This window comes from uncultured Streptococcus sp. (genome assembly GCF_963516515.1).
GTDB lineage: Bacteria > Bacillota > Bacilli > Lactobacillales > Streptococcaceae > Streptococcus.
In genome coordinates, this window is the sequence record NZ_CAUQCJ010000011.1 from 25,055 (window position 1) to 51,844 (window position 26,790).

At 37.6% G+C, this 26,790-nt stretch carries 27 protein-coding genes, 1 tRNA gene, 2 pseudogenes and 1 riboswitch; of the genes and pseudogenes, 5 read left to right on the plus strand and 25 right to left on the minus strand.

The window, feature by feature from the left end; translation table 11 throughout:
* Nucleotides 1–10: 10 nt before the first annotated feature.
* The 19 genes and pseudogenes from RYL77_RS03685 to RYL77_RS03775 form a co-directional block, all read right to left on the minus strand.
* Nucleotides 11–265: pseudogene (locus RYL77_RS03685) on the minus strand (replication initiator protein A); the annotation flags it as partial.
* 5 nt (nucleotides 266–270) lie between these two features.
* A pseudogene (locus RYL77_RS03690) lies at nucleotides 271–503 on the minus strand (CPBP family intramembrane glutamate endopeptidase); the annotation flags it as partial.
* A 178-nt stretch (nucleotides 504–681) separates the two neighbouring features.
* A complete protein-coding gene (locus tag RYL77_RS03695; protein WP_315009948.1) occupies nucleotides 682–1,290 on the minus strand; it encodes a Type 1 glutamine amidotransferase-like domain-containing protein in 609 nt (202 codons plus the stop codon).
* Between the two features lie 47 nt (nucleotides 1,291–1,337).
* Nucleotides 1,338–1,766, minus strand: a complete 429-nt coding sequence (aac(6'), locus tag RYL77_RS03700; protein WP_315009949.1) for an aminoglycoside 6'-N-acetyltransferase — start codon at nucleotides 1,764–1,766, stop codon at nucleotides 1,338–1,340.
* A 341-nt stretch (nucleotides 1,767–2,107) separates the two neighbouring features.
* On the minus strand, nucleotides 2,108–3,790 hold the full coding sequence (locus tag RYL77_RS03705) for an ABC transporter ATP-binding protein (RefSeq protein WP_315009950.1): 1,683 nt from the start codon (nucleotides 3,788–3,790) through the stop codon (nucleotides 2,108–2,110).
* 21 nt (nucleotides 3,791–3,811) lie between these two features.
* On the minus strand, nucleotides 3,812–4,531 hold the full coding sequence (locus RYL77_RS03710) for an ATP-binding cassette domain-containing protein (protein WP_315009951.1): 720 nt from the start codon (nucleotides 4,529–4,531) through the stop codon (nucleotides 3,812–3,814).
* Nucleotides 4,532–4,665: 134 nt separating this feature from the next.
* Nucleotides 4,666–5,406: an ABC transporter permease gene (locus tag RYL77_RS03715; RefSeq protein WP_315009952.1), complete on the minus strand. Its 741-nt coding sequence runs from the start codon at nucleotides 5,404–5,406 to the stop codon at nucleotides 4,666–4,668.
* Between the two features lie 170 nt (nucleotides 5,407–5,576).
* The gene (locus RYL77_RS03720) at nucleotides 5,577–6,212 is read right to left on the minus strand and encodes a TetR/AcrR family transcriptional regulator (RefSeq protein WP_315009954.1); all 636 of its coding nucleotides are present in this window, start codon (nucleotides 6,210–6,212) and stop codon (nucleotides 5,577–5,579) included.
* Between the two features lie 310 nt (nucleotides 6,213–6,522).
* Complete coding sequence (rlmD, locus tag RYL77_RS03725; protein ID WP_315009956.1) at nucleotides 6,523–7,884, minus strand: 23S rRNA (uracil(1939)-C(5))-methyltransferase RlmD; 1,362 nt, start codon at nucleotides 7,882–7,884, stop codon at nucleotides 6,523–6,525.
* Nucleotides 7,885–7,957: 73 nt separating this feature from the next.
* Complete coding sequence (locus RYL77_RS03730) at nucleotides 7,958–8,932, minus strand: DUF1002 domain-containing protein (protein WP_315009958.1); 975 nt, start codon at nucleotides 8,930–8,932, stop codon at nucleotides 7,958–7,960.
* Between the two features lie 73 nt (nucleotides 8,933–9,005).
* Nucleotides 9,006–9,620: a cell wall hydrolase Pmp23 gene (gene pmp23 / locus RYL77_RS03735; RefSeq protein WP_023940692.1), complete on the minus strand. Its 615-nt coding sequence runs from the start codon at nucleotides 9,618–9,620 to the stop codon at nucleotides 9,006–9,008.
* Complete coding sequence (locus RYL77_RS03740) at nucleotides 9,620–10,594, minus strand: nucleoid-associated protein (protein WP_180374901.1); 975 nt, start codon at nucleotides 10,592–10,594, stop codon at nucleotides 9,620–9,622. Before RYL77_RS03740 ends, pmp23 begins: the two co-directional genes overlap by 1 nt.
* A 7-nt stretch (nucleotides 10,595–10,601) precedes the next feature.
* Entirely contained in the window at nucleotides 10,602–11,858 is a 1,257-nt protein-coding gene (gene glyA / locus RYL77_RS03745; protein WP_315009960.1) for a serine hydroxymethyltransferase, read from the minus strand.
* Nucleotides 11,859–11,919: 61 nt separating this feature from the next.
* On the minus strand, nucleotides 11,920–12,351 hold the full coding sequence (locus RYL77_RS03750) for a GNAT family N-acetyltransferase (protein ID WP_315009962.1): 432 nt from the start codon (nucleotides 12,349–12,351) through the stop codon (nucleotides 11,920–11,922).
* Between the two features lies 1 nt (nucleotide 12,352).
* A complete protein-coding gene (locus RYL77_RS03755; RefSeq protein WP_315009964.1) occupies nucleotides 12,353–12,955 on the minus strand; it encodes an L-threonylcarbamoyladenylate synthase in 603 nt (200 codons plus the stop codon).
* Nucleotides 12,939–13,775: a peptide chain release factor N(5)-glutamine methyltransferase gene (gene prmC / locus RYL77_RS03760; RefSeq protein ID WP_315009966.1), complete on the minus strand. Its 837-nt coding sequence runs from the start codon at nucleotides 13,773–13,775 to the stop codon at nucleotides 12,939–12,941. The genes RYL77_RS03755 and prmC overlap by 17 nt, the downstream gene beginning before the upstream one ends.
* Nucleotides 13,775–14,854 (minus strand): peptide chain release factor 1, encoded by a 1,080-nt coding sequence (prfA, locus tag RYL77_RS03765; RefSeq protein ID WP_001028792.1) that lies wholly within the window; start codon nucleotides 14,852–14,854, stop codon nucleotides 13,775–13,777. Before prfA ends, prmC begins: the two co-directional genes overlap by 1 nt.
* Before the next feature lie 9 nt (nucleotides 14,855–14,863).
* Nucleotides 14,864–15,343, minus strand: a complete 480-nt coding sequence (locus tag RYL77_RS03770; RefSeq protein ID WP_033688835.1) for a GNAT family N-acetyltransferase — start codon at nucleotides 15,341–15,343, stop codon at nucleotides 14,864–14,866.
* On the minus strand, nucleotides 15,333–15,932 hold the full coding sequence (locus RYL77_RS03775) for a thymidine kinase (protein ID WP_315009969.1): 600 nt from the start codon (nucleotides 15,930–15,932) through the stop codon (nucleotides 15,333–15,335). Before RYL77_RS03775 ends, RYL77_RS03770 begins: the two co-directional genes overlap by 11 nt.
* A gap of 123 nt (nucleotides 15,933–16,055) precedes the next feature.
* Here RYL77_RS03775 and RYL77_RS03780 point away from each other — a divergent pair, with 123 nt between their 5' ends.
* Nucleotides 16,056–16,238 (plus strand): 4-oxalocrotonate tautomerase, encoded by a 183-nt coding sequence (locus tag RYL77_RS03780; RefSeq protein ID WP_001117401.1) that lies wholly within the window; start codon nucleotides 16,056–16,058, stop codon nucleotides 16,236–16,238.
* 137 nt (nucleotides 16,239–16,375) lie between these two features.
* The gene (gene mnmE / locus RYL77_RS03785) at nucleotides 16,376–17,749 is read left to right on the plus strand and encodes a tRNA uridine-5-carboxymethylaminomethyl(34) synthesis GTPase MnmE (RefSeq protein WP_315009971.1); all 1,374 of its coding nucleotides are present in this window, start codon (nucleotides 16,376–16,378) and stop codon (nucleotides 17,747–17,749) included.
* Nucleotides 17,750–17,794: 45 nt separating this feature from the next.
* Here the strand turns inward: mnmE and dapA are convergent, their stop codons facing one another.
* The 4 genes from dapA to RYL77_RS03805 all read right to left on the minus strand — a co-directional run bounded on the left by dapA (nucleotide 17,795) and on the right by RYL77_RS03805 (nucleotide 20,926).
* A complete protein-coding gene (gene dapA, locus RYL77_RS03790; protein WP_268717859.1) occupies nucleotides 17,795–18,730 on the minus strand; it encodes a 4-hydroxy-tetrahydrodipicolinate synthase in 936 nt (311 codons plus the stop codon).
* Nucleotides 18,731–18,786: 56 nt separating this feature from the next.
* Nucleotides 18,787–19,863: an aspartate-semialdehyde dehydrogenase gene (locus RYL77_RS03795; RefSeq protein WP_000542462.1), complete on the minus strand. Its 1,077-nt coding sequence runs from the start codon at nucleotides 19,861–19,863 to the stop codon at nucleotides 18,787–18,789.
* 379 nt (nucleotides 19,864–20,242) lie between these two features.
* A tRNA-Thr gene (locus tag RYL77_RS03800) sits at nucleotides 20,243–20,315 on the minus strand.
* Nucleotides 20,316–20,416: 101 nt separating this feature from the next.
* On the minus strand, nucleotides 20,417–20,926 hold the full coding sequence (locus tag RYL77_RS03805; protein ID WP_031237144.1) for a QueT transporter family protein: 510 nt from the start codon (nucleotides 20,924–20,926) through the stop codon (nucleotides 20,417–20,419).
* Nucleotides 20,924–21,020: riboswitch (PreQ1 riboswitch) on the minus strand. (Overlaps the previous gene by 3 nt.)
* A 28-nt stretch (nucleotides 21,021–21,048) precedes the next feature.
* On the opposite strand from RYL77_RS03805, the gene RYL77_RS03810 reads away from it, so the two are divergent.
* Nucleotides 21,049–21,480: a GtrA family protein gene (locus tag RYL77_RS03810; RefSeq protein WP_315009975.1), complete on the plus strand. Its 432-nt coding sequence runs from the start codon at nucleotides 21,049–21,051 to the stop codon at nucleotides 21,478–21,480.
* An 81-nt stretch (nucleotides 21,481–21,561) separates the two neighbouring features.
* Nucleotides 21,562–21,942, plus strand: coding sequence for a large conductance mechanosensitive channel protein MscL (gene mscL, locus RYL77_RS03815; RefSeq protein ID WP_315009977.1), 381 nt, complete (start codon nucleotides 21,562–21,564; stop codon nucleotides 21,940–21,942).
* Nucleotides 21,943–21,982: 40 nt separating this feature from the next.
* Here the strand turns inward: mscL and hemH are convergent, their stop codons facing one another.
* The gene (hemH, locus tag RYL77_RS03820) at nucleotides 21,983–23,077 is read right to left on the minus strand and encodes a ferrochelatase (RefSeq protein WP_315009979.1); all 1,095 of its coding nucleotides are present in this window, start codon (nucleotides 23,075–23,077) and stop codon (nucleotides 21,983–21,985) included.
* A 153-nt stretch (nucleotides 23,078–23,230) separates the two neighbouring features.
* On the opposite strand from hemH, the gene pepT reads away from it, so the two are divergent.
* Nucleotides 23,231–24,454: a peptidase T gene (gene pepT, locus RYL77_RS03825; protein WP_315009982.1), complete on the plus strand. Its 1,224-nt coding sequence runs from the start codon at nucleotides 23,231–23,233 to the stop codon at nucleotides 24,452–24,454.
* A gap of 36 nt (nucleotides 24,455–24,490) precedes the next feature.
* On the opposite strand, the gene RYL77_RS03830 is transcribed toward pepT, so the two are convergent.
* Nucleotides 24,491–26,790: pneumococcal-type histidine triad protein (locus tag RYL77_RS03830; protein WP_315009984.1), on the minus strand; the 2,300-nt coding region annotated here is incomplete at its 5' end.

The following is a 26,790-nucleotide window of genomic DNA, read 5'->3' on the forward strand; positions in this document are numbered from 1 at the left end:
TTTCAGATTGGCTCATGCCTTCATTTATAAATACCGCATTAAGATTCTCAAGATTAGAAAGGCAGACAAGCCTTACTCTTTCAATCAGTCCGATTCCTTTTTTCATATCGAGTTCATCAAATGTTTTTATAGCTATCGGCTTTGAGATATTTCTTCTTCTCATAATTTCTTCAACAGTAAAATAGATAAATACTCTGCCTTCCCTGTCTATCCAGTTATTCTTAAAAGACATTCCTGTCCGTTTAAGAAGCATTGAATAAAGGATACTATTTTTTTAGTAAATAAAAAATGTTTAAATTTTATATTATTCCTTTTCAAATAAAAGCCACTTGCAATAGCTGGACCAAGTGCACCTACTATATGTAACATTCTCCCTATAAATGTTTCTAATCCCAAAATATGAGATTGAGTAAATATGGCAAGAATCCCCCAAGCTATATAAGTAATTCCAAAATGTAAAATAAAGATAATTTTTTAAATTCTTTTTTGTCAATTTCTGTCATTTTATCTTCCTAATCTTGATTATTCTACGTATAATATTTTTTTACTGCTTCTTAGTTGCTCTCGATTATAACTACCTATATTCTATCATAAAAACAAAAAAAGCCTTACAATCAAGGCTTTTCATTATTCATTTCGTCAATACTTTAGTTTCGTAGATTCAGATTCGCATGATTAAAACTAGTCAATTTTCTCTGTGATGTTTCCAAGTTTATCCAATACAAGACAGGAATGATCATTTAGTGGAATTATGGGAACATTAACGAGTTCTTCAGCTCTCTCCTTATTAGCTTTATCATTCCATGAATCATAATGGACACTAATTAAAAACTGACTAAAGACTCCTAATCCATTTTTTATCTTTATTTGATGATCTGAATTATCATTAGGTGAGACATAGACTTTTTTTCCTAATAATAGGGCTCCTGCAGAAAACCCTATAACTTTTGCCCCTTTATTCAGCATACGATCGATATAATTTTTGAACTGCTGGTTGACGTAAGTAGCTAAATACTTTTCCGTATTTCCACCACCGATAATAATTAGATCAGCATCTAGATAGCTATCAAAATTAATCTGCTCAGTATCCAAGAGTAAGTAATCAGTGTTTAGGTTAGAAAAATGGCTTCGGAAAACTTCTGTGTACTTTTTCATGTACGGTTCCCAATTTTCTCGATAAACTGTAAAAATGACAATTCTTTCGATCTTCCTTGATGACACAATTTTATTAACAATCGTATGGTTCTTAATCGGCGGATTTCCACCCATCAAAAAAATTTGTTCGTCCAATCTTTCACACTTTCTAAAGATACATAAATGTTGGCCACTTTATGAAATTATAATTTTTTCTTAAAATGAATAATTCTATTTGCCTCCTGAAATCCAATATTGAGATGAAATCTTATAGAATCCGTATTCGTTAAAGTACAGTCACTTGCAAATTCCTTACATCCTTTATTTTTCGCCCATTCCTCACATTTTGTACAGAGATTTTTAGCAATATCCTTTAAACGATATTCCTCGTCGACAATAATCCCTTCTAAGAATCCAACAGGACTATATTTACAACCTTCAACATAATCAAATCCGAGTGAACATAATGCTAGACCTACAATTGTGTCACCTTCAACTTCAGTAAAGATTGCAGTATTTTTGCCATTCATATATCTTTTTACTTCATCAAAAGCTTCTTTATCGGTCAATTGGGGCCATAATTGTTTCATTAGTTTAGCCGTTTTTATAGAATCTTTTGTTATTCCATCCATATTGATGTTCCTCCGCAAATTACAAGCAAGTTTTTCGAATCACGCTGTTACTTTGTTACTCATTGATTGATACCAATACCATCTCCTTCTACTTTTCGCTGTCTCAGATCGGAAGAGCAGAGCCACGAACTCAGCGGTTCGGACTTTCCGTATCATTTCGTCGGTTTCCCTCCTCATTCTACGAGTCCTACCGTATGGGAGATCATTTACTTCTACTTCTCTGATGCCTCAGCTCGTACAAGCAGTGATACTGCCTCAACATGTGGTGCGAGTCAACATCTATATTATAAAACGAAAGTAATAGAGTGTTTTATAGAATTATACTATAAAACGAAAGAGAATTACACACTCAACTCAACCAATTTATAAAATTCACCTTTCCTATCCATCAAGTTATCAAAAGAACCATCTTCAACAATAACTCCATTTTTCATAAAAAGAATTCTATTGTATTTCTTCAACATGCTCTTATTTAACTTATGCGTAACAACAAGAACCGTCAAATCCTGAATTTCTAAAATTGAATTTTCAATTTCAGTAGTAACTTTATTATCTAAAGACGAGGTAGCCTCATCTAATAATAAGATTGGTGTTTTTCGAATTAAAGCACGCGCAATATTAAGTCTCTGTCTTTCTCCCCCAGATAGATTTGATCCATTCTCTCCACATAAAGCTTGTAGACCAGATTCATTTTCTAAAATATAACTTTCTAAGCCAGACTGCTGTATAGCTTTTTTTATATCATCTTCAGTAAAGGATTGACTAAGGGTAATATTTGCTTTTAAAGTATCATCAAAGATATAAACATCTTGCTGAACAATAGTCATTAAGTTATAAAGGCTCTCTGCTGAAATAGCTTGCAAATCTTGATTATCAATTGAGATATACCCACTTGTTACATCATAGAAACGCAGTAATAGATTGAGTAAAGTTGATTTTCCACTACCTGACATACCTACTATTGCAATTTTTTCCCCCTTTTTGATCTGTAAAGATAAATTATTAAAAATCTTTTCCTCAGCATTAGGGTAGGAAAAATCTACATTTGAAAAAGAAATGACATCATCAAAATATTCTTTCGTTTTACCAGTTTGAAGTTCGATTACATCTTTTACCTCAAATGAATTCAGTGTAGCCTGACCTTCGCGGAATTTACTCATTCCCATACCAATTTCATTTAGTGGCATTACTACAAAATTGACTAGTTGAACAATAGCTGTAACACTCCCAATTGTGGTATGCCCACCGAAGACCAGATACATTCCTCCACCAAAGGCTACTAAAAAAACAATCATCCCTGAAAGTTGAGAAATAACATTAGATAAAACATCAAATTTCCCTTTTATGAAACATATCTCATCCAATTTTTCGCTTTCGTTTTTGTAATCTTGACGGATAGCCTCTTTCACATTAAAACTTTTTATAACTAGAAACCCTGCTAAAATATCTTTAACCTTAGCTAAATATTTCTGATCGGCTATCATAGAACTATTTTGTAGAGAGGCTGATTTTTGTCCAATAAATCCTGAAATCATCATAGGAATAATGCTAGCAATGATAACTAATAAGGTCAAAAACCAATTGCCTATAAACATGGCTACTAGTGAGAAAATCATTAAGGAAATATTTTTTGAAATATTAAAATACTGGTGCAAATAATCCTGCTCAATTTTCTTCATGTTCTCAGTTAATATTGAAATAAATTTCCCTGATTTTTCCTTAGAAAATTCTCTATAATCCCTATCTAAAATAGATTTAAACACCTTATTTTTGTATCTTGACATAATCTGCCTAACAAGTTTATTTCTTAATCGAAGGGATATAAAATTAAGACTGGCATAGATAAATATTACGATAGCACCTATTAGTATCGCTTGGGTTAGATCTTCCCTATTTTGGGACATTCCACTATCAATTATAATTTTAATAGAATAAGCAAAAGCAATATTAGTTAAAGGAACTAATATATTAAAAATCATGAAAGTATAAAAAGACTTCTTATGGTACTTTGTCAATTGTTTCATTCCTAATCTACCTCGTAATTCTTAAATTTCATTTAGAAAATGTGACATAAAATATTCTTCTAGGTCAATATTCTCTCTCCTAATCTCTTTCATAGAGACCTGTTCTAGCATTTGTCCATTTTTGATAACACCAATCTTATCTGCTATCTGTGAAATTTCCGATAAAATATGACTTGAGATGAATATTGTAACACCACATTCCTTAGAAAGAGACAACAAAAGATTCCGAATTTCTTGAATTCCTATTGGATCTAAACCATTGATTGGTTCATCTAAAATTAACAATTTAGGTTTTGTTAGGAAAGCCCGAGCTAAACCAAGTCTCTGTCTCATTCCTAACGAAAACTCTTTTACTTTTTTAGTCGTATTTTTTAATCCGACCATCCTTAAGGCTCTTATTATATCTGATTCGGTAATATTTTTCTTCATATATTGCGCGTGAATTTCCAAAATTTCTTTTGCAGTACAATTTTCATAAAAAATTGGTGTTTCAATAACACTTCCAATCTGACTTAGAATCTCCTCTCTGTGATCTTGTAAATTTTTTCCAAAGATTTCAATACTACCAGATGTAACAGTTGATAAGGATAACATGCATTTCATTAAAGTTGTTTTCCCTGCGCCATTTGGTCCTAAAAATCCATAGATTTCTCCTTCAGGAATTTGTAAGTTAATACCACTTAAAATTTCTTCCTTAGCAATAGTTTTAAAAAGTTCTTTTATTTCAACAATATTTCTCATTTCTATCTCTCTTTCTATATCCAGTTTTAAATGAAAAATTTTTTCTTCAGGAGTGTAAATACCAATTTATACGGCTCTTCTTTTAAAGTAATCATCAAGAAATTATTACTTTCCTTCCATTAAATTTAGCTATACTACTTGATATTAATATCTTTTCTTGAAATAGTATAAATTAAAAATGAAACAATTATTAAACTTATGAAACTAGCAAATATTAAGAAGAATAAGTTATCAACAAAATTATTGGTTAAACTGCCTGGACTTACATTCGAAAGTAACGCTGCTAAACCAAGTCCTGAAAGCATAGTTATAGCTATTGAATGCCTAATCATGCCTAAAACAAAAGGTAGTATTCCGATTAATACCGTTCCAAACGTAATTTTAGCTAAGTTAATCATTTGATTAGCTACTGGGATATAATTTGATTCAGTTAAAACTGCAACTAATTTTATTAATAATTGAATCACTAAATGTGCAGTAAAATGAGCAATAAATGATATCAGAATTACTGTAAGCACTTTTCCCCATAGTAACTTTATTTTAGAAACAGGGTATGAAAACAGCTGAAAAATTGTTCTGCGTTTAAATTCATCAATAATAATCGTAGACAATAAATAAGATTCAAAAATCAAAAATGCTGCTTTAGTAAATAAAGATGCAAACAATGATGTTGCAATTGCCCAACTTCCCCATTTATCAGTAATTTTAATATTATTGGCACTCTGTCCAACAAAATCTTCCAGTTTATTATCAGTACCTAATCCCATGATTATGATTCCTGTAATACCTAATATTATCAATATAGTACCCAACCAAGCAAAAAATAATTTTGATTTTGAAACTTTATTTAATTCAATTTTAATAAGCGACAACATAGATTTTTCCTCCAAAAAATTTTGTTAATATTAATTACACTATTCAAAAAGCATCTTACATACTTCTGGTATGTTAAAATTTTAAAAATAAACATACTAATGGTATGTATAATGGAATTTTTAATACCATATCTATAGTATGGTATTTCTAAAATATCAATACTTAAAATTTATTTGACACCTTTTAAGTGATCAAATAATTGGAAAATTACTTCCAACATTTCATCAGTAATCAACTGCACTCCCAAACCTTCAAAAGTTAGTTTAATGAACTTCATTTTACGTTTTAATTCTTCTACTGAATAAATAGAAATTTGGAACCCAATCCAAATATTCAAAGTTAAAACAATCAAATCAGCTAGCTCTTCAGGATATTCTGTTTTAATTGATTTATCTTTAACACCTTCGAAAACTTTTTCTCTAATCCCTGGTAAAAAATCAGAAAATAAACTTAGATATTGCTCTCCTAACAAACGTGGACTTCTTAGCTTAATTGAAGCTGAGTATACAAGCCTTTGTTGCTCAAAATTAGAGAAAGCATCCATTAAAGAATTTTGTATTTTTTCTAATCCTGTTTCTCCTCTCCAAGTATAATTTAGAATTTCTTGATTATTTTCGCTAAGGATTGATTGCAATATTTCATCTTTAGACTCAAAATGATGATAAATAACACCTTTTGTCAACCCACCTAACCCATCAATTATATCTTGTATTGAGGTATTATCAAATCCTTTTTCTAAAAATAAATATTTCGAAACTTCTAATATTTTCTTTCTTGTTTCTTCCGGATTTCTATTCCTTGCCATTTTAGTCCCTTTCTATCATACCAATGGTATGTAATTGTATTATAATGTATTAAACTCATAATGTCAAGTTTCTTGTTATTTACTATAATTTTACGCCATTCATTTTTCCTCCTGAAAATAAAAAAGGAGAACAAAATTCAATTGTTCTCTCATTAGATAAATATTTATTGTTGTATTCATTTTTCCGATACGCAAACGACATCTACAAATACATTTACATATATGTACCTTTTTAGGATTTTTTTGACGTCAAAATTGCCTTTATCTACAAATACAAAATGCTTGTAAAATAGCTTAAAATCAAGGATTTTCACCATCTTGTTCGTTGTAGCAACACTACACACTCCACGTGATGCGTTTGAGGAAACAAATCCACCGGCTGAACTTTCTTCAATTCATATCCCAATTCTCGGTAGAGTTTGATATCACGCGCCATGGTTGCGACATTACAAGAGATATAGGCAATGCGATCTGCTCCTGTTTGAGCACTTGCTTTGATAAAGCTATCGCTCAAGCCCTTGCGTGGAGGATCAACCAAGATAACGGTTGGTTGAATTCCTTCCTTGAGCCAATTCTTCATGGCATTTTCAGCTGTGTCACAGACATAGTTGGAATTTGAAATATTGTTCAGCTGAGCATTCTTTTTGCTATTCTCAACCGCTTCTGGAATCACTTCGACACCATAAACTTCCTTGACGTATTTCGCAACAGAGAGGCCAATCGTCCCGATACCAGAATAGGCATCAATAACCACGTCATCTTCTTTTAATTCCGCAAAGTCAATGGCTGTTTGATAAAGTTTTTCAGCCATTTCAGTATTAACTTGGTAAAATGCTGGTCCAGCAATCTGGTAGTCATTTCCCAACATCTGGTCAGTGATAAAGTCTTGTCCATAAAGGGTGCGCCATTCCTTACCAAAAATTGCATTAGTATTTTGGTCGTTGATATTTTGCATAACAGACGCAATCTCTGGGAACTGCTTGAGCAATTGTTCAAGCAATTGCTCAACTCGGAAAATTTTAGGACGAGTTGTTACCAAAATAACCATGATTTGCCCTGAATAGTGTCCGCGACGCACCACAAGATTCCGAATCAAGCCAGCTTGTTCCTTTTCATCATAAGGTTTCAAATCATAACGACGGAGCAAGTCGCGTAGGGCTACCACTACCTTGTCAATGACAGGATCTTGGATAAAGAAATCTTCAAGAGGCATAAGGTCATGCGAATTCTTACGGAAAAATCCTGTTTCCAAGATACCATTCACTCTACGGACAGGCACCTGCGCCTTATTGCGGTACTTGACTGGATTTTGCATACCCAAAGTTTCAGCAACTTCTACATCAGCAATTCCAGCAATCTTGTAAAGACTGTCCTTGACTTGCTTGGTTTTAAACTTGAGCTGTTCTGGATAGGCAAGATGACCTAAATCAGCGATTCCTGAACGCAGGTAAGCCAAATCTAGATCTTGATTACGGTGTGGTGACTGGACAAGGTATTCTTCAACTTTCCCAAAACCAATCTTTTTATTAACCTTGAGGATACGCATGAGGATTTTTTCACTCGGTAAAGCATTCTCGACAAAGAATACCAAACCATCCACCTTGGCAACTCCTGCCCCTTCATGTGTCAAATCAACAATTTCAACTTCTACAATATCATTTTTCTTTAACATTCTCTTCTCTTTCTATTGGCCGACAAAAAAGACGGCAACGTTACGGTTACCATCTATTATACCATGAAATTTCTTAAGAACCAAAACTCTTGAAGAAGTTGACAATGGCTTGCCAGAGAGAGTTTAAGAAGTTTCCTCCGTCGGCTAGCGCCTTATCCGCATCAAAGTTAAGGTTGATATTTTTAAAACTGTCGCCAGCTTGTGATACGATACTTTGTTTAAGGTCATTTAGGGTTTTAGTGAAGTCTGCATTACTGAGGATATCACTCTTTGAGAGATTCAAAGCAAAATTAATGATGATATTGATCTGGTTTCCTGTTATAACCTGATCGAGTTTGTAATTTTTCAAGGTATCTTCAACAATTTTACGGACATCTTCCTCTGTCAGATTTCCCTTGCTTTCTTTAGCTTTGGCGAGTCCTGACTTGATGTCGGCTAGGGCAACATTTAATTTATTAGCATCATAGCCAGTTTTGTCCTTGTTTTCAGCATTGATATCTGACAAAGCCTTCAACTCTTCTTGAGCCAAGTCTTTATTGGCTTGTGGCACCTTGGCTCCATTAGCTTCTAGCGAATAATAAATCCCTGCTAAAGCACTTTCTCCTGTAACGGGAATAGGTGCTGCTACAGTGATTTTGGCGTGTTCCACACCCAAAGTTACGGCCGCATTGCGGTACATATCCTGAGTCACCTTAGTAATGTTTTCTGGTGTTTCAATCTTGACCTCAAGTGACGATTTGTCCCCTAGCTTTTGAATCTTGGCTGATGAATACAACTGTAAACTAGAGTCATTGGCCACATTCATAATCTTAGAATAGACATCAGGTGTCATGGTCTTGAGTTCTTTGGTGTCTGTTGAGGCATTGTAGCCTAGTTTTTTTAGGGTTTGATTTTTTTGATCTTCTGACAATGATGAACCTAGGACATATTCAGGTTGAACATAGGTTTCATCGATAACTTTTTGAACATCTGTTGCTGCATGGGCGCTATTCATAGCTGTTACTGCCCACAAAACCGCAGCACTGGTCAGAAAGAGTTTCTTTCTCATAGGGAATTTCCTCCTTTACCTTTCTAGAGTAATATATCTATCTTAAAGAAAACTTATAACAAAAACACCTGGGCTAGCCAGATGTTGAAAAGAGAGTGAAACATTTGATGATGTATAGGTTGAGTTGCACCTGTCTAGAATAATAATAGTTTCCTCCATTTACATAGAGTTCGGCACCGTGAAAAATGGAAATAGGGTGAATATAACTATAAGTCTTTCCAGTGGTATTGCCAAGCAAGGGAGCAACAGTATCACGAGAGTACTGTTTGGCCAGAGCCAAGGTATTTTCCTTGCCATTTTGGGCGATAAAATCGATATAGGCAGGTCCAAAATTATAGGCTTGAACAGCCGTCCAGACATCTACCCCCTTCTTCTGGGCCAGATAGAGATTGTCTGTCAGAGTTTGAACGCCTTGCCGAATGCTAGAGGCGTTATCATTGATGGTATTGGTTGAACCACTTGCAGACTCACTAGATTGCATAACATCGCCTTCTTTTCCTTTTGTTTCGGTATAAATCATAGCGAGCACAAGCTCTTCGTTTGCTGGGGTGTCTTTTTCACTCAAGATTTCTCGCACCATGGGTTGATAGGTCATGACTTGTTTGACATCTTGGTGAACGCGGTAAGCTTTATAGCCAGCAAAAAGGAAGACTGCTAGTACAAGCACTCTTCGAATTCGTTTAAACATTATTTACTTTGGATATCCTCGATATTTTTGATTAAGATAGAGTAGGTTCCATTGTCATTTTGGATAAACTCAACAGACTCGGCGTCTTGATAGACGTTATTGGGAACGATGAGCTCAATTCCATTTGACAAGGAAAGTTTTTGGTTTTCAAATTTTTTAAGCTGGCGACTGGCATCAATTTCATCAAATTGAACAGGCTCTGGTACGGCTTCTTTGACTTGGTCAATAAAGCTTAAACGAGCCGTTAGGTTATTGTCAAAAAGGTCATTGGCCAATTTCTCAGGCGACAATTCATTGCTTTCTTCCAGGTTATTGAAAATCGCTGATTTTACCTTGGATTGAAATTGAAAATCATCTGTGTTAAAAGTCTCAGCAATTCTCTGGGCTGTTTTTTCTAGTTCTTTGATAGATTTTTTAGGAGAAATCTTAGGGGCGACGGCAAGAAGATTTTCTGAAAAATAGTTCAAAAAAGCCCCGTTGTACTTGATTCGTTTTTCAATCAGATGGTACTTGCGACTCTGAAGATTGACCACCAAGGCCTCATCAGCACCCGTTCCAAATCCAGGCAGGTTATTCTGAGTTAGCTTGATTGGATTATCAACTTCTCCTCCGAGGTGAGTCAAGGTCTCCCGCAGGGCAATTCTCAAGAAAGCGAAATGTTCTACACCTTCTTTAGAAAATTGCACAAAAATCAAGTCATTGGTCTTGAGATTTTCGGAAATACTAAACTCCTCTTTCCAGAGATTAGCTAGTGTTACTGATGTCTCCAACAAATCGTCTGTGATGTGATTGAAGAAGGGATTTTCTTCCTCGAAAATCCCAGTCTTAGCTTCATCTGAATACACACGTTCAATTTTCTTGCGTAGGTATTCTTCGATTTTTGGAGTGATATTGAGAAACTTATCCGCTAAGAACAGCTCGGTATCATCCGGACTGAACTGATGGATAATAGCTTTCTTAATATAAATGTCCATAAAAATTTTAGTCCTCGTATAATGGGAAGGCATCTGTCAACGCTTTGACTTCACTTCTCACTTCTTCTAAGACAGCTTCATTTTCTGCATTTTTAAGGGTTTTAATGATGAGTTCAGCCACTTTGCGACTTTCTTCTTCACCAAATCCACGTGCAGTAATGGCTGCAGATCCGATACGAATCCCACTTGTCTTGAATGGTGACAAGGTTTCGTAAGGGATTGAGTTTTTATTTAGGGTAATATTGACTTCATCCAGCAAGTTTTGAGCAACTTTTCCGTTTTCTACAACCTTGGTTACATCAACTAGGAAGAGGTGGTTTTCAGTTCCGCCAGAAATGATACGGAAATCAGGGTTTTGCAAGAAAACATCTGCCATAGCCTTGCTGTTTTTGATAACATTGGCAGCATATTCCTTGAAGGCTGGATCCAAAACTTCTTTGAAGGAAACAGCCTTAGCTGCAACAACATGCTCCAAAGGACCACCTTGAATACCAGGGAAAATAGCTGAGTTGATTTTCTTAGCTAGATCTTCATCATTTGTCAAAATCAAGCCACCACGCGGTCCACGAAGCGTTTTGTGGGTCGTTGTTGTCGTGATGTGAGCGTATGGCACTGGGCTCGGATGTAAACCAGCTGCAACCAACCCAGCGATATGGGCCATATCTACCATGAGCTTAGCACCAACAGCATCTGCGATTTCACGGAATTTTGAAAAGTCGATAATTTGAGAATAGGCTGAAGCACCTGCTACGATTAATTTTGGTTTTACTTCTTGAGCTTGTTTCAAGATAGCATCAAAGTCCAAGAGTTCCGTTTCAGGGTCAACACTATAAGACACAAAGTTGTAAGTTTGACCAGAGAAGCTAACTGGAGCTCCGTGGGTCAAGTGACCACCTGCTGCCAAATCCATCCCCATAACGGTATCACCTGGTTCAATCAAGGCCATGTAAGCCGCACAGTTGGCTTGGCTTCCTGAGTGAGGTTGGACATTAGCGAATTTAGCGCCGAAAATTTCTTTTGCACGTTCAATAGCTAGAGTTTCTACCACGTCTACCACATCAGTCCCACCATAGTAACGGCGTCCTGGGTAGCCTTCGGCGTATTTATTCGTCAAGATAGACCCTTGAGCTGCCATAACAGCCTTGGAAACTACGTTTTCCGAAGCAATCAACTCAATGTTGTTTTGTTGGCGTTCTTCTTCTTTGGCAATAGCATTCCAGAGATCAGCATCGTATGCTTTAAAATCATCTTTGTCAAAAATCATAGGTCTTCTCCTTTATTGTGTGACTAGTCCATTAGTTTAATTTTCTAATAAAAAAATTAAACTAAAAGATGCGAATAAACCGTTTCTGCATTTTATCACAAGTATAACCAACTTTTTCATAAAATGCATGAGCACCCAGACGATGATCGGCAGAGTTTAAGCGGATAAACCCATAACCACGTCTTTTTGCTTCTTCTTCCAACCCTTTTAGCAAGCTTTTACCAATACCTTGCCCTTGTGCTTGAGGTGAAACCGCTAAGGCTAAAATATTAAATCCTGCTTTGGAATAGAGGGATTCGTAAACTTCAGCATGGACATATCCAAGCAAGGCATGACTAGGTTCATCCTCATAAGCAAGTAGGAAATGATGTGAATCCTGAGATAATCTAGCTAGTTGACTAGCTGTGTCCTCTGGACTAAAAGAATAGCCCAAAGCATCTTGGTTAATGTCACATATAGCTTTCACATCAGTTTCTCTTAAATTTCTTAGCATCTCATTCCTCCTCAAAAGAAATCTCTGGCAACCGAGCAAGAATATCTTCTCGCTTAATGGCCCCTTGGCGTAAGATTTTCACCTTATCTCCAGACAAGTCCAAGATAGTAGAATCCTGTCCAGTTAGAAAAGCATCGTCCTCTAGGCCCAAAACCTCTTGGTCAAAATCATTCAGAATTTGTTCAAAGGTTATCCCACTTGCCTGACCTGAAATATTGGCAGACGGCCCAATCAAGGGTCCCGTCTCTCTAATCAAATCAATCGTGATGGGATGACTTGGCATCCGAAATCCAACAGTCGCGAGACCAGAATTGACCCAATAGGGAACTCGGTCATTGGCTTCGAGAATGATGGTTAACGGACCTGGTAAAAAGGTCTCTACAAGTTTTTGTAGATAAGTTGGCTGATTCTTAGAAAAGTGCAAGATGTCCTCTAGAGAGGCGATATTGAGGTTAAGCGCCTTGTCTCTTGGACGACGTTTGAGCTGGTAAACATGGTCAACTGCTTTTTCGTCTAGAGCCTTGGCAAAGAGACCGTAAACCGTCTCTGTAGGCAGAACAACAGCTCCACCATTTTCCAACTCTTGTCTAATCCTGTCCATCATCAACCACGACCATCCTATCTTGACCAAATTGGTCCTTGAGTGTTCGAACTCGCTTTTCAGGAAGATGTTTCCTAAAAAGTTCAGGAACACTTTGACCTTGCTTGTATCCAATTTCAAGGTAAATCTTACCACCATCTTTGAGATAGTCTTTTGCATCTTCCGCAATTCTACGGTAAATAGCTAGGCCATCCTCGTCTGCAAAGAGAGCTAGATGAGGCTCCGAATGCAAGACATTCAAACCGACCTCTGACTCATCTTCACGAGAGATATAGGGTGGATTGGAAACAATTATATCATATTTTTCAGAAATTTCTGTAAAACAGTCAGATTTTTTTAAAAATATTTGAAGATTTTGATTTTTAGCATTTTCACTAGCTAAATCTAAAGCGTCTTGTGAAATATCTGCTGCTGTCACTGACCAATCTTGTCTGTTTTTTGCTAAGGCAAGAGCAATAGCTCCGCTACCTGTACCGATATCCAGAACTGAAAGATTCGTCTCAGGATTCTCAGCCAGGATAAGCTCCACCAACTCCTCTGTTTCTGGACGAGGGATCAATACTCGCTCATCAACTTTTAACTGCATTCCATAAAAATCTGCCTGTCCAATGATATACTGCGCTGGTTTATGAGCTGCTAACTGTTGGAAAATTTCTTCTACAAATTGTTTATCTTCCGCTGTCACCTCTTGCTGGAGGGCAAAAACAAAGTCTGTAAAAGAGAGATTTTTTAGGCTACGATAGACAAAAGAGAGGCTTTCTGCTTCCTCTCCTTGTCTTATCAACTCTTCTTCAAAATCTGAAAATAATTGAGCTAATTTCATTATTTATTTAATTCTTCTAATTTTTGTGTTTGGTCATAGAGCACCAAGGCATCCACAACTTCATCCAATTTACCAGACAAAATCGTATCTAGTTTTTGGAGAGTTAATCCGATACGGTGGTCTGTGACACGGTTTTGTGGGAAGTTATAAGTACGAATCCGTTCTGAACGGTCACCAGTACCGATTGTTGACTTACGCTCAGCGTCTTGTTCATCCTGAGCAATTTGTGCAAAGTGGTCAGCAACACGCGCACGGATGATTTTCATGGCCTTCTCACGGTTTTTCTGCTGGGTACGTTCTTCCTGCATCTCAACCTTGATATTGGTTGGCAAGTGAACGATACGAACGGCAGTCGCAACCTTATTGACGTTCTGTCCACCAGCACCAGATGCGTGGTAGATATCAACACGAAGGTCTTTTGGATCAATATCATATTCAACTTCTTCCACTTCAGGCATAACAAGAACTGTGGCTGTCGAAGTGTGTACACGACCTTGGCTTTCTGTCACAGGGACACGTTGCACACGGTGGGCACCTGACTCATACTTAAGTTTAGAGTAAACAGACTGACCTGAAACCATGGCAACCACTTCTTTGAAACCGCCGACACCATTCATAGAAGCCTCCATGACTTCAAAGCGCCAGCCTTGGGCTTCAGCATATTTTTGGTACATGGTTAGGAGGTCACCTGCGAAAAGTGCCGCTTCGTCACCACCAGCCGCTCCACGGATTTCAAGGATGATGTTCTTGTCATCGTTTGGATCCTTTGGAAGGAGCAAAATTTTGAGTTTTTCTTCGTATTCTTCTTTTTCAGCCTTGGCATCTTTGAGCTCTTGCTTGGCCATTTCTTCCAAGTCCGCATCTCCACCTGATTCCTTAATCATCTCTTCAGCATCAACGATGTTTTGAAGGACTTGTTTGTACTCACGGTAGGCTGTCACCGTATCACGAGTAGAAGCCTCTTCTTTGGAAAGATCCATGAAACGCTTGGTGTCCGAAACCACATCTGGGTCACTCAGCAATTCTCCTAATTCTTCATAACGGTCTTCTACAGCTTGTAGTTGATCATAGATGTTCATTTTTTCTCCTTATTTCTCAATTGTTAAATCATAGATTGCTACTACTTCGTTCTCGGATATTTCCCCAGTTTCTTTAAATCCATAACTGAGGTAACAAGATCTTGCATGTTCATTTTCTGGTTCATAAGACAACCAAAGTTTATTGCTTAAACCTGCTGGCGCTGTCCGAACATAGTCTAGTACTTTATCCATAATTGGTTTAAAATATCCTTGATTTTGAAAATTCTTATCAATCATAAAACGAAATAGTAAATAATTTCCACTACTAATTCCGATCTTTTTATCATAAGCTATCATCACAAAACCTATAATTGCATCATTATCATAAACTGCCAATGGAGCTACAAAATCTCCATTTTTAGTGTAGACATATGCTTCAGCTAAACTAATTGCGTTGGTTGCAATGAATTGTTTTTGATATTCCTTGACATCCAAATTCAAAACATCAAAATAATTTTCCATTGTAACATCTCTTAGTTCAATTGTCATAGTTTTGCTCCTTGTTAGAGGTTATCATTGGCGCAAAATAATGTTTACGGCAAACCGAGATATAGGTTTCATTTCCACCGATTTGGATCTGCTCACCATCATAAACGGGCAGTCCATTCTGAGTTCGTAATACCATGGTCGCCTTTTTCTTGCAATACTGGCAAATAGTCTTGATTTCGTCGATCTTGTCTGCTAAAAGCAAGAGATACTTGGAACCTTCGAACAACTCATTTCGAAAGTCATTTTTCAAGCCAAAAGCCATGACGGGGATGTCTAACTCGTCCACAACACGAGCTAGGTCGTAAACATGGTGACGCTTGAGAAACTGAGCCTCATCGACCAGCACACAGTAAGGTTTTTCTGATAGGTCTCGGATATAACCGAAGATATCCGTCGTTTCCTCAATCGCAATAGCTGGGCGCTTCATGCCAATCCGACTCGAGACATAGCCAACACCGTCACGCGTATCCAGAGCCGAGGTCATTATCACAACACCTTTTCCTTGCTCCTCATAGTTATAGGCCACCTTGAGAATCTCGATTGTCTTTCCAGAGTTCATGGTCCCATAACGATAATACAACTGTGCCATGTTTCTTGCTTCACGTCCATTTCTAAATTTTTGCTACATTCTAGTATATCATAATTTTCTTAAGCTTTAAACGGCAAAATGTGGTAAAATAGAAGAAATCAAAAACTAGTGGAGGAAGCTATTATGCCATTTGTACGCATCGATTTATTTGAAGGACGCACGCTCGAGCAAAAGAAAGCTCTTGCTAAGGAAGTAACGGAAGCGGTTGTCCGCAACACTGGAGCACCTCAATCTGCTGTCCATGTCATCATCAACGACATGCCAGAAGGAACTTACTTCCCACAAGGGGAAATGCGCACCAAATAAGCTAGCTTAAGCAGAATTGCTTAGGCTTTTTCAATCTCCAAGTAGCATCCATTGAAGAAATAGTCCAAATTTGTTACAATTTGAAAAGAGACTTGGAAAAATTTCCAAGAAAAGAGCTATTAATTAAAGGAAATATTATGATTACACGTGAATTTGATACCATCGCTGCTATCTCTACTCCACTAGGTGAAGGGGCTATTGGTATTGTCCGCCTGAGCGGAACAGACAGTTTTGCTATTGCGCAAAAGATTTTTAAAGGAAAAGACTTGAGTCAGGTTGCTAGCCATACCCTCAACTACGGTCACATCGTTGACCCTCAAACTGGTAAAGTTATGGACGAGGTTATGATTGGGGCTATGAAATCTCCAAAAACCTTCACTCGTGAGGATATTATCGAGATTAACACCCACGGTGGAATTGCAGTCACTAATGAAATATTACAACTAGCGATTCGTGAAGGGGCTCGATTGGCTGAACCTGGTGAATTTACTAAACGTGCCTTCCTAAATGGACGTGTTGACTTGACTCAGGCTGAAGCCGTTATGGACATCATCCGTGCCAAGACTGACAAGGCCATGAACATTGCAGTCAAACAATTAGATGGTTCCCTTTCTGATCTTATTAATAATACCCGCCAAGAAATTCTTAATACACTTGCCCAAGTTGAGGTCAATATTGATTATCCTGAGTACGACGATGTTGAGGAAGCCACCACTACTGTTGTCCGTGAGAAGACTATGGAGTTTGAGCAATTGCTAACTAATCTCCTTCGAACAGCCCGTCGTGGTAAAATCCTTCGTGAAGGAATTTCCACGGCTATCATAGGCCGTCCCAACGTTGGAAAATCAAGCCTTCTCAACAACCTCTTACGTGAGGACAAGGCTATCGTTACAGACATTGCTGGTACCACACGAGATGTCATCGAAGAATACGTCAACATCAACGGTGTACCACTTAAGTTGATTGACACAGCTGGTATTCGTGAAACGGATGATATCGTTGAACAAATCGGTGTTGAGCGTTCAAAAAAAGCCCTTAAGGAAGCCGACTTGGTTCTACTGGTGCTAAATGCCAGTGAACCATTAACTGCCCAAGACCGACAACTTCTTGAGATTAGCCAAGATACAAACCGTATTATTCTACTCAATAAAACTGATCTTCCTGAAGCAATTGAAACTTCAGAACTCCCTGAAGATGTCATCCGCATTTCAGTCCTCAAAAACCAAAACATCGATAAGATTGAAGAGCGCATTAACAACCTCTTCTTTGAAAATGCTGGTCTTGTAGAGCAAGATGCTACCTACTTGTCAAATGCCCGTCACATTTCCCTGATTGAAAAAGCAGTTGAAAGCCTACAAGCTGTTAATGAAGGTCTTGAACTAGTGATGCCAGTTGACTTGCTTCAAGTTGACTTGACTCGTACTTGGGAAATCCTTGGAGAAATTACTGGGGATGCTGCTCCTGATGAACTCATCACCCAACTATTTAGCCAATTCTGTTTAGGAAAATAAGAAAAATCCATGATCGTTCATTCGGTCATGGATTTTATTGTCTTATTAGTAATCTGGTCTTAAAACCCCTGTTACAGTTGCCTTAGTCGCTTCGTAGTCGCCATCTACGACGACTTTGATAATGCGTTTGGCATCTTCTTCTGGTGCTGGAACCAGAGGTAAGCGTGTTGGTCCAGCTTCAAATCCCATGTAGTTAAGAACCGCCTTAACAGGAGCAGGACTTGGATAAGAGAAGAGGGCATTGACCTTAGGAATGAATTTACGTTGAATAGCTGCGGCTTTCTTCATATTGCTTTCTGCAATGGCCGTAAACATCTCGTGCATTTCATCCCCATTTGTATGAGAGGCAACAGAAATAACCCCATCCGCACCAAGGTTCATGGCATGGAAAGCATCTCCATCCTCACCAGTATAAATCAAGAACTCCTCTGGCTTGTGTTCAATCAAGTAAGCCATATTAGCCAAGCTAGTACATTCTTTGACACCAATGATATTTGGATGGTCAGCTAAACGAAGCATGGTTTCTGGAGTCAACTCGACAACTACACGCCCTGGAATGTTATAGATAATAATTGGTAGGTCAGAAGCATCTGCAATGGCCTTAAAGTGCTGATACATTCCTTCTTGAGAAGGTTTGTTGTAGTAAGGAACAATAGCAAGCCCAGCTGCGAAACCACCAAATTCTGCTACTTCTTTGACAAACTCGATAGAGTCACGCGTATCATTGGTACCCACACCCGCAATCAAAGGAACACGTCCATTAACAACCTTTTGAACTGCCGCAAAGAGTTCCAACTCTTCATCGTGGGTCAAAGTTGGACTTTCAGCAGTCGTCCCTGCAAGAAGAATGCCGTCTGTATGATGTGCCAATAAATGCTCAATCAAGGCTGGAATAGCATCAAAGTTGATAGAACCATCCTCGTGGAAGGGGGTAATAAAGGCTGTGATGATTTTACACTCTTTTAAATCTTGATAAGACATGAGAAACACCTCTCTATTTCAAAGAAGGAGTTCATCTGAACTCCTAAACAATATGACTATTTTAATTCAAATTTCAATTCAGCTGTTGGACGAACCAATCCACGTTCGTGCAAAGTTTCTGCAATCTGAACTGAGTTCCAAGCAGCACCTTTGAGAAGGTTATCTGAAACAACCCACATGTGGATTCCTTTTTCAGCATCCAAGTCTTTACGGATACGACCAACAAAGGTATCACGCGAACCCACTGCATTGATGGCTTGAGGATAAATTTGATGAGCGACATCATCTTCAAGAACAGCACCTGGGAAGGCTGCGATAGCTGCTTTTACTTCTTCGATTGGAGCCACTTCTTTTGTTTCGATGTAAACAGACTCAGAGTGAGCTGACAAGACTGGAATACGCACACATGTTGCAGATACTGCAATGCTATCATCTTCCATAATTTTCTTAGTTTCCTTAGTCATCTTCATCTCTTCGTAAGTGTAATCATTGTCAGTGAAGACATCAATTTGTGGAAGAGCATTGAAGGCGATAGGATAGTGTTTCTTGTCACCGCCTGAAGGTAAGATTTCCGCATGCAAATCACGTGGTTTCACACCATCATTCAAGACTTCACGAAGTTCACGTTGTGTCTCAAGAATTGCTCCCATACCAGCTCCTGAAACTGCTTGGTAGGTTGAAACGATAATGCGGTCCAAGCCCCATTTTTGGCGAACTGGCTCAAGAGCTACCATCATTTGAATTGTTGAACAGTTAGGGCAGGCAATGATTCCATTGTGGGCATCAAGTGCATGAGCATTGACCTCTGGAACAACCAAAGGAACATCTGGATTTTGACGGAAGTAAGATGTATTATCTACTACTACCGCTCCAGCTTTCACTGCGTATGGTGCATACTTAGCTGATGTAGAACCACCTGCTGAAAAGAGAGCAATATCAACTCCCTCAAAAGCTGTCTCAGTCGTTTCTTCAATCGTAATATCTTGGTCTTTAAATTTCAAAGTCTTGCCTGCTGAACGTGCAGAAGCAAGTAAGCGAATTTTATCGATTGGAAGTGTTGATTCTTCCAACATTTTTATCATCTGAGCTCCGACAGCACCTGTCGCGCCGACTACAGCAACTGTATATCCCATAAATAACCTCTTTCGGAATTTTCTAAAAATTTCTATAATAGATGTATTATACTACTTTTTCCATGAATTGCAAAGCTTTTTCATTATTTTTTAAAAAATAAAAATCCCCAGTCGCTAGACCAGGGACTAAGAGGCATCTTCATGTGATGAGCAGGTTCACACAACTCATCAAGGTCCGCTCCTGCGTTATGACCTCCTTATGCTCAATAGTAGTCCGAAGACTACCTATCGACTCATCGCGTCTATTATATTACTAGAAATAAGTGGTTTTGTCAATAAAAAATTTTTGCAGGATGACTTTTATTATACAAAAGCCAGAATTTTTTCTCGCGGGCATAAGAAAAAACTCTTGTGTTCAAGAGTTTCCCTGTAAATATTATGCTAATTGCCGGGATTGAACCGGCGACCTCATCCTTACCATGGATGCGCTCTGCCAACTGAGCTAAATCAGCTTACTTAAAAAGTATACTATATTCAGCAAAGCTTGTCAAGTTTCTTACTAGAAATTTTCCATAAGAAAAAGCCAGGTAAGAGTCACCCAGCTTGTCTAATTCTATTTACTTAAATCAATTCGACGACCAATTTTACCAATAATAATCGCTCCAATAATTAATGAGGCAAATTCACCAATTCCTGTTGTGAACCAAGTAAGGAAAAATGGTAATTGCGCTACCATATTCAACTCGGCAGCAATTGTAAACATGGAAATTGAAAAGAGGATTGAAAAGAAGAAATGATCTTTTCGAATCAATCCGTTAAAGAGATAATCCTTGCTGTATTTTGCAAAAAGCCAAACACCTAGACTGAGGAATACTAATGTTGATCCACCACCAACAAAGACATCTAGCAGTCCGAAGCTAAAGAAATTAGCAATCATACAACCGATGGTAACTCCGATGATGTACTTAGGATTGTAAAAAGCCATAAAGTTCATCATTTCTGAAATACGAAACTGATAAGCACCATAGCTGATGGCATTTAGGGGTGGTGTGACAGTTAAAACGACATAGATAGCAGCAACGATTGCAATATCTGCAACATCACGAATAGTTAATTTTTTCATCTTTTCTCCTTTGGCGGTTGCCCGCGTGTAATATGCTTGGTGAAAGAAGCTAAGCACCAAGGGTTGATTCAATCAACCTTACTAGTATAGCACAATAGCCTGCTTTATGCTATACTAAAAACATGAAAATTTGTATTCAAAAATTTCTTAACAATGAAATCTTAGCCTATCTCTTTTTTGGCCTTGCAACAACTCTAGTTTCGATTCTCTCACGACTAGTCATTTATCAATTAACCCATAAAGAACTCCTTGCTACTGGGCTAGCAAATAGTATCGGTATCCTCTTTGCCTTTATCACAAATGATACAATCGTATTTAAGCAAACAAGGAAGAATCGACTTATCCGTTTAGTGAAATTTTCTCTTGCTCGCCTTTCTACTTTTCTGTTAGATTTGTTCTTTACTTTTCTGTTTGTGACTCAATTCCCTCATATTATAGGGCAATTTGTAAATGAAAATCTTGATAAGATAAATGCAATAGAAACGATAATTGCACAATTATTGATAATTATTCTTAATTATATTTTAAGTAAGGTCTATGTTTTTAACAAATAAAATTTCTAGGCATATATCTTGCAAGCTCTTCTCAATTAATATATAATTAAGAGCAAAAATTTTTGAAAGGGGATTAAGAAAATGTTAAAAGATCTTAAAGCATTTTTGCTTCGTGGTAATGTTGTTGACCTTGCTGTCGGTGTGATCATTGCCTCTGCTTTTGGTGCTATCGTTACTTCATTTGTTAATGATATCATCACTCCACTTCTATTGAACCCTGCTTTGAAAGCTGCGAAAGTACAAAACATCGCTGAGCTTGCATGGAATGGTGTTACATATGGTAAATTCTTGAGTGCTATTATCAACTTCCTTGTTGTAGGTACTGTTCTCTTCTTCGTTATTAAAGCTATGGAAAAAGCTCAAAGCCTTACTAAAAAAGAAGAAGTTGCTGAGGAAGCTCCAACTGCTCCAACTGAATTGGAAGTACTTCAAGAAATCAAAGCGCTTCTTGAGAAAAAATAATCGTTTAAAAGGATCTAGCACAAAGCTAAATCCTTTTTCTTTACTCTTTCGGCAACTTACCTGCTTTCTCAAGCATTTTCTTGATAAGATAAGGCATCTTAACATTTTCACGACCTTTTTTCTCAATCAATTTTTTAACAAATTCTGGCATTTGTAAATCTTTAGATTCGGCCAAAATGTTTTTCGTCTCATCTGAAGGAACTAACTCATCAAAGGTTTCTTCTTCTGGGAGAAATTCCTTAAATTCTTTGTCCTCATTAGCTCTGACGGTATTAACCAAGGCATCAATCAAACGAGAATCTGTATTTGGCATTGGTGGACGATGGTAGTTTACCCCAAATTCCTGACACAAGTCATAACATTCCACATCATTGTCAAACAAGACTTCAATATGCTCACTAATGAAGCTGATTGGAACAAAAATATAATGGTCTGGATGTTCTTTCTGTTCTCTGAGATACTCCAAAACATCTGGCTTAATCCATGGAATCCCGATATCACTTTCACTCTGCCAAGTGTTAGTATATTGCTCTGAACTCAAGCCTAGTTTTTCAGCGACTAACTTGCTATTTTCGAAAATTTGGTCGATATAGGGGTCACCAAAATCCAAGGCAAAAATAGGCACACTGTGGGCTGAAAAGATGACTTTAAAGCTATCTTGCTTCACTTCATCTTTTAAAATCTTAGCAATTTCATCTGCCCAATAGTTTAAGAGAGCTTCTTCTTGATACCAATCCTTAATAACCAAAAATTGAATTTGTTTGCTTTCTAAAAATTTCTCATAGCCCATGACAGAATAGAAAGAATAATGAGGCTCCAAAATCAAGCAAATACACTGCTCAATGCCGTCTGCTTCCATCTGACCAATCACATCTAGAATAAAGGGACTGGAAAACTTATTAGCAAAGTAGACACTGTATTCATTACCTAGCCTAGATTCAACCAAGGCAACCTCTTCACGGGTAATTCTTTGCAGAGGGGTCCCTCCAATTAGCACATAATTGTCATAAAGGGTTTTAATCTCGTGATCTTGAGGTCTCACTCCACGACGAATATTTGTGAAAAAATCAGCCACACCTTCAAAGGTAATCTCTTCTGGCGAACCGAAGGTCATCATTAAAATTGCTTTTTTCATAACTACTTCCTTGTGATGTTTTTATCAATTTTATTTTATCATTTATCTACTAATAAGTAAACGCCAAGATAGTGATATTCTCACTCTTCTGTCTTTTGTTTTTCTCTTCTTTCTATGATACAATGGAAAAAATGAATTCAAAAGGAGTTTTTTATGCCATATCCAAATCTCTTGGACCGCTTCTTGACCTACGTTAAGGTCAACACGCGCTCTGATGAACACTCTACTACTACTCCAAGTACGCAGAGTCAGGTTGACTTTGCGACAAATGTCCTAATTCCTGAAATGAAACGTGTTGGATTACAAAATGTTTATTATCTACCAAATGGTTTTGCGATTGGGACCTTGCCAGCTAATGATCCATCGTTAACACGTAAGATTGGCTTCATCTCTCACATGGATACTGCTGATTTTAATGCCGAAGGAGTCAATCCCCAAGTGATTGAAAACTACAATGGTGGTGTTATCGATTTAGGCGATTCTGGTTTCAAACTGGATCCAGCTGACTTTAAGAGTCTTGAGAAATATACAGGACAAACGCTCATCACAACCGATGGAACAACCTTGCTCGGCGCTGATGACAAGTCAGGAATTGCTGAAATTATGACTGCTATTGAATATCTAACTGCTCACCCTGAAATCAAACACTGTGAGATTCGTGTTGGTTTTGGTCCAGATGAAGAAATCGGTGTTGGTGCTAATAAATTTGATGCAGAAGATTTTGATGTTGATTTTGCCTACACTGTTGATGGAGGACCACTAGGAGAACTTCAGTACGAAACTTTCTCAGCAGCTGGTGCTGAATTGCATTTCCAAGGTCGTAATGTCCACCCTGGTACTGCAAAGGGACAGATGGTAAATGCTCTGCAATTAGCAATTGATTTCCATAATCAACTTCCCGAGAATGACCGTCCTGAGTTAACGGATGGCTACCAAGGTTTCTATCATCTTATGGATGTAACAGGTAGTGTTGAGGAAGCGCGTGCTAGCTACATCATTCGTGATTTTGAAAAGGATACCTTTGAAGCTCGTAAGAAAGCTATGCAGTCTATCGCTGATAAAATGAATCAAGAACTTGGTAGCGACCGTGTTACACTAAACTTGATAGACCAGTACTACAATATGAAAGAAGTCATTGAAAAAGACATGACTCCAATTACCATTGCTAAAGCTGTTATGGAAGATTTGGGTATCACTCCTATTATCGAACCAATCCGTGGTGGAACAGATGGCTCTAAGATTTCCTTTATGGGAATCCCAACTCCCAATATCTTTGCTGGTGGCGAGAACATGCACGGACGTTTTGAATACGTCAGCCTTCAGACCATGGAACGTGCAGTTGATACCATCATTGGCATCGTAGCCTATAGAGACTAGAAAAGACGAGGTAGCTCAGCTACTTCGCCTTTCTTTTTATTCTGCTGGTTTTTCTTGATTTCCAGTACTTGTTGTAGATTCTATTGTTTTCTTTTCTGAAGTTGATTCAGCAGGTTTAGAATCTCTTGTGTTGCTTGGTTTGCTTTCGTCGCTTGCAGTATCACTGTTAGATTCAGATGCTACTGGTGCTTCGGTTGCTGTACTTGCAATTGGTTGATTCTCTGCACTTGTGCTATCAGCATTCGATTTAGCATTTGTTGCTGGAGTTGCTTCTTCACTTGCTCTTGATTTAGACTTGATTTCTTGAGTCAAGGCTACTATTGTTTTCGCTAATTCAAGTAAAGCTTCTTTATCATTATTTTTCACATCATCATCAAGCTGATCGAATAGTTTATCAACTTTATCAAATTCTTCATTTGAACCATTGTTATCTTCTAAATACTTATGTAATGAGTTGATATATCCATAGAGTTGTTTATGTAGATTAATTATTTGTGGATCTTGTTGCGCAGTCTCTTTCTCTTTTTGCAGAGTAGCTACAATACGTTTCAATAGATCGTTAACTTGGACATTGATTTCATCCAAGTCTGCATCAGCCTTGCTAGCTGCAACTTTTAGATTTTCTACTTCTTCTGCCAAAGATTGTCTGGTTCCTACTTCTTTCACTTGAGCTAAGAATTGTTCTGCTTTGGTTAAGATAGTTTCAACTTGCTCTTTACTTACATGATTGACATGTTCCTCCTTCTTAAGATTAGGATAGATCTCTTTCAGGAATTCATAAATTGCTTGCTTAGCAGATTGACTATCAACTGTTTCTTTATCTAAAACTGTTTCATTTACTTTTGAAGAAGTTGGCTGATTTTTCAAAGCCTCTTCTACTTCTTGTTTTGTTTGGTAAATACTTGGGAACAGTTTGTTCAAGTCCACAGCCTTACGGAAAGATTGTGATTGATATAAAGTCAAAGTCAAATTAGCAACTTTATTACGAAGCTCATCACTTAAACGACCATCAGTTACATGCTCGTAGAAGTACTTGATATATTCCACTGTTGTATCACCAGTACGATCATTAAAGTCTTGAAGAGCTTGAAGTTGTGATTCAACCGCTGCTAAACTAGCCTCATCTTTAGCCAACTTAGCTTCTTGAAGACGAACTAGAAGGTCTTTTTTCGGAAGTCCATAAGAGTCAGTATCAAGTGTATTGATTTTATCAATCAAGGCCTGATATTTCTTATCTAAAGCACTTGTTTCGACTTGTTTGACACTTTTATCAATATGGATATATTGCTTATCAAAGAGGTCAAGTCTTGCAAGATAACCCGCAGTAGAGTTGGTTGCAAGTTTCTTCATACTCTCAGTAAATTGACCCAAAGCCAACTCAATCTGTCTTTGTTTAATAGGTTGATCTTGATAAATCGTTCTACTTTCAGCTAGAAGTTGATCTACTTTTGCCAAGACTGCCTTCTCATCAAAATCTCCAGGTTGATAGTTGGATTGGAGAGCTGGAATCTTGTTTTTCAAAGCTACTTCATAACCCTTAGTTTGAACCTTGATGTAGTGATTGTGGTCGCCATGAGGAATCACAAAACTACCATTTTCTACCTGTAAGCTATAAGGAGACACCCCATCACGCAATGCGGTCGTATAAAGTTCATTCAAGAAATCAAGTTCTGGATTGCCAGTTTGGAGTGGAAGTCGAACATGTTCCTTACGAACAGCATATGGATGAATATGAGTTGGATCGTAGGCTTGATCTGGATTTCCAAAGACAAAGAATCCATTTGAAATTCTAATAGCTTCAAGTGGAACACCATAGGTCTTCGAAATGTAAGCAATCTTCTCTTCATCGCTAGCGTCTTTAGAGAATGATTCAACAGTTTTAGCGAGTGGCTGAACAAGCTCAACATGATGATTTGATTTCAAGTGTTCTTGTGCTGCCTTGATTTGTTCTGGTGTCAAATCTTTCTTGAAGAAATAATGATTGTGGTCACCGTGGGACATAACAAATCCTTGATCATCTTCACTGATAACTCGATTGGCATCAAAACTATGGCCGTGTTCTTCATGGTGATGACCATGTGCATCTTCATCATGATCATCATCGTCATCATGTGCTGGACTTGGTGTTACTGGCGTTTTACCTCTCAAATGATCTTGTGCTGCCTTGATTTGTTCTGGTGTCAAATCCTTCTTAAAGAAGTAATGATTATGGTCGCCATGGCTCATGATGAAACCAGTAGCGTCTTCACTAATGACTCTATCAGCATCAAAACCATGACCATGTTCTTCATGGTGATGACCATGTGCATCTTCATCATGATCATCATCGTCATCAT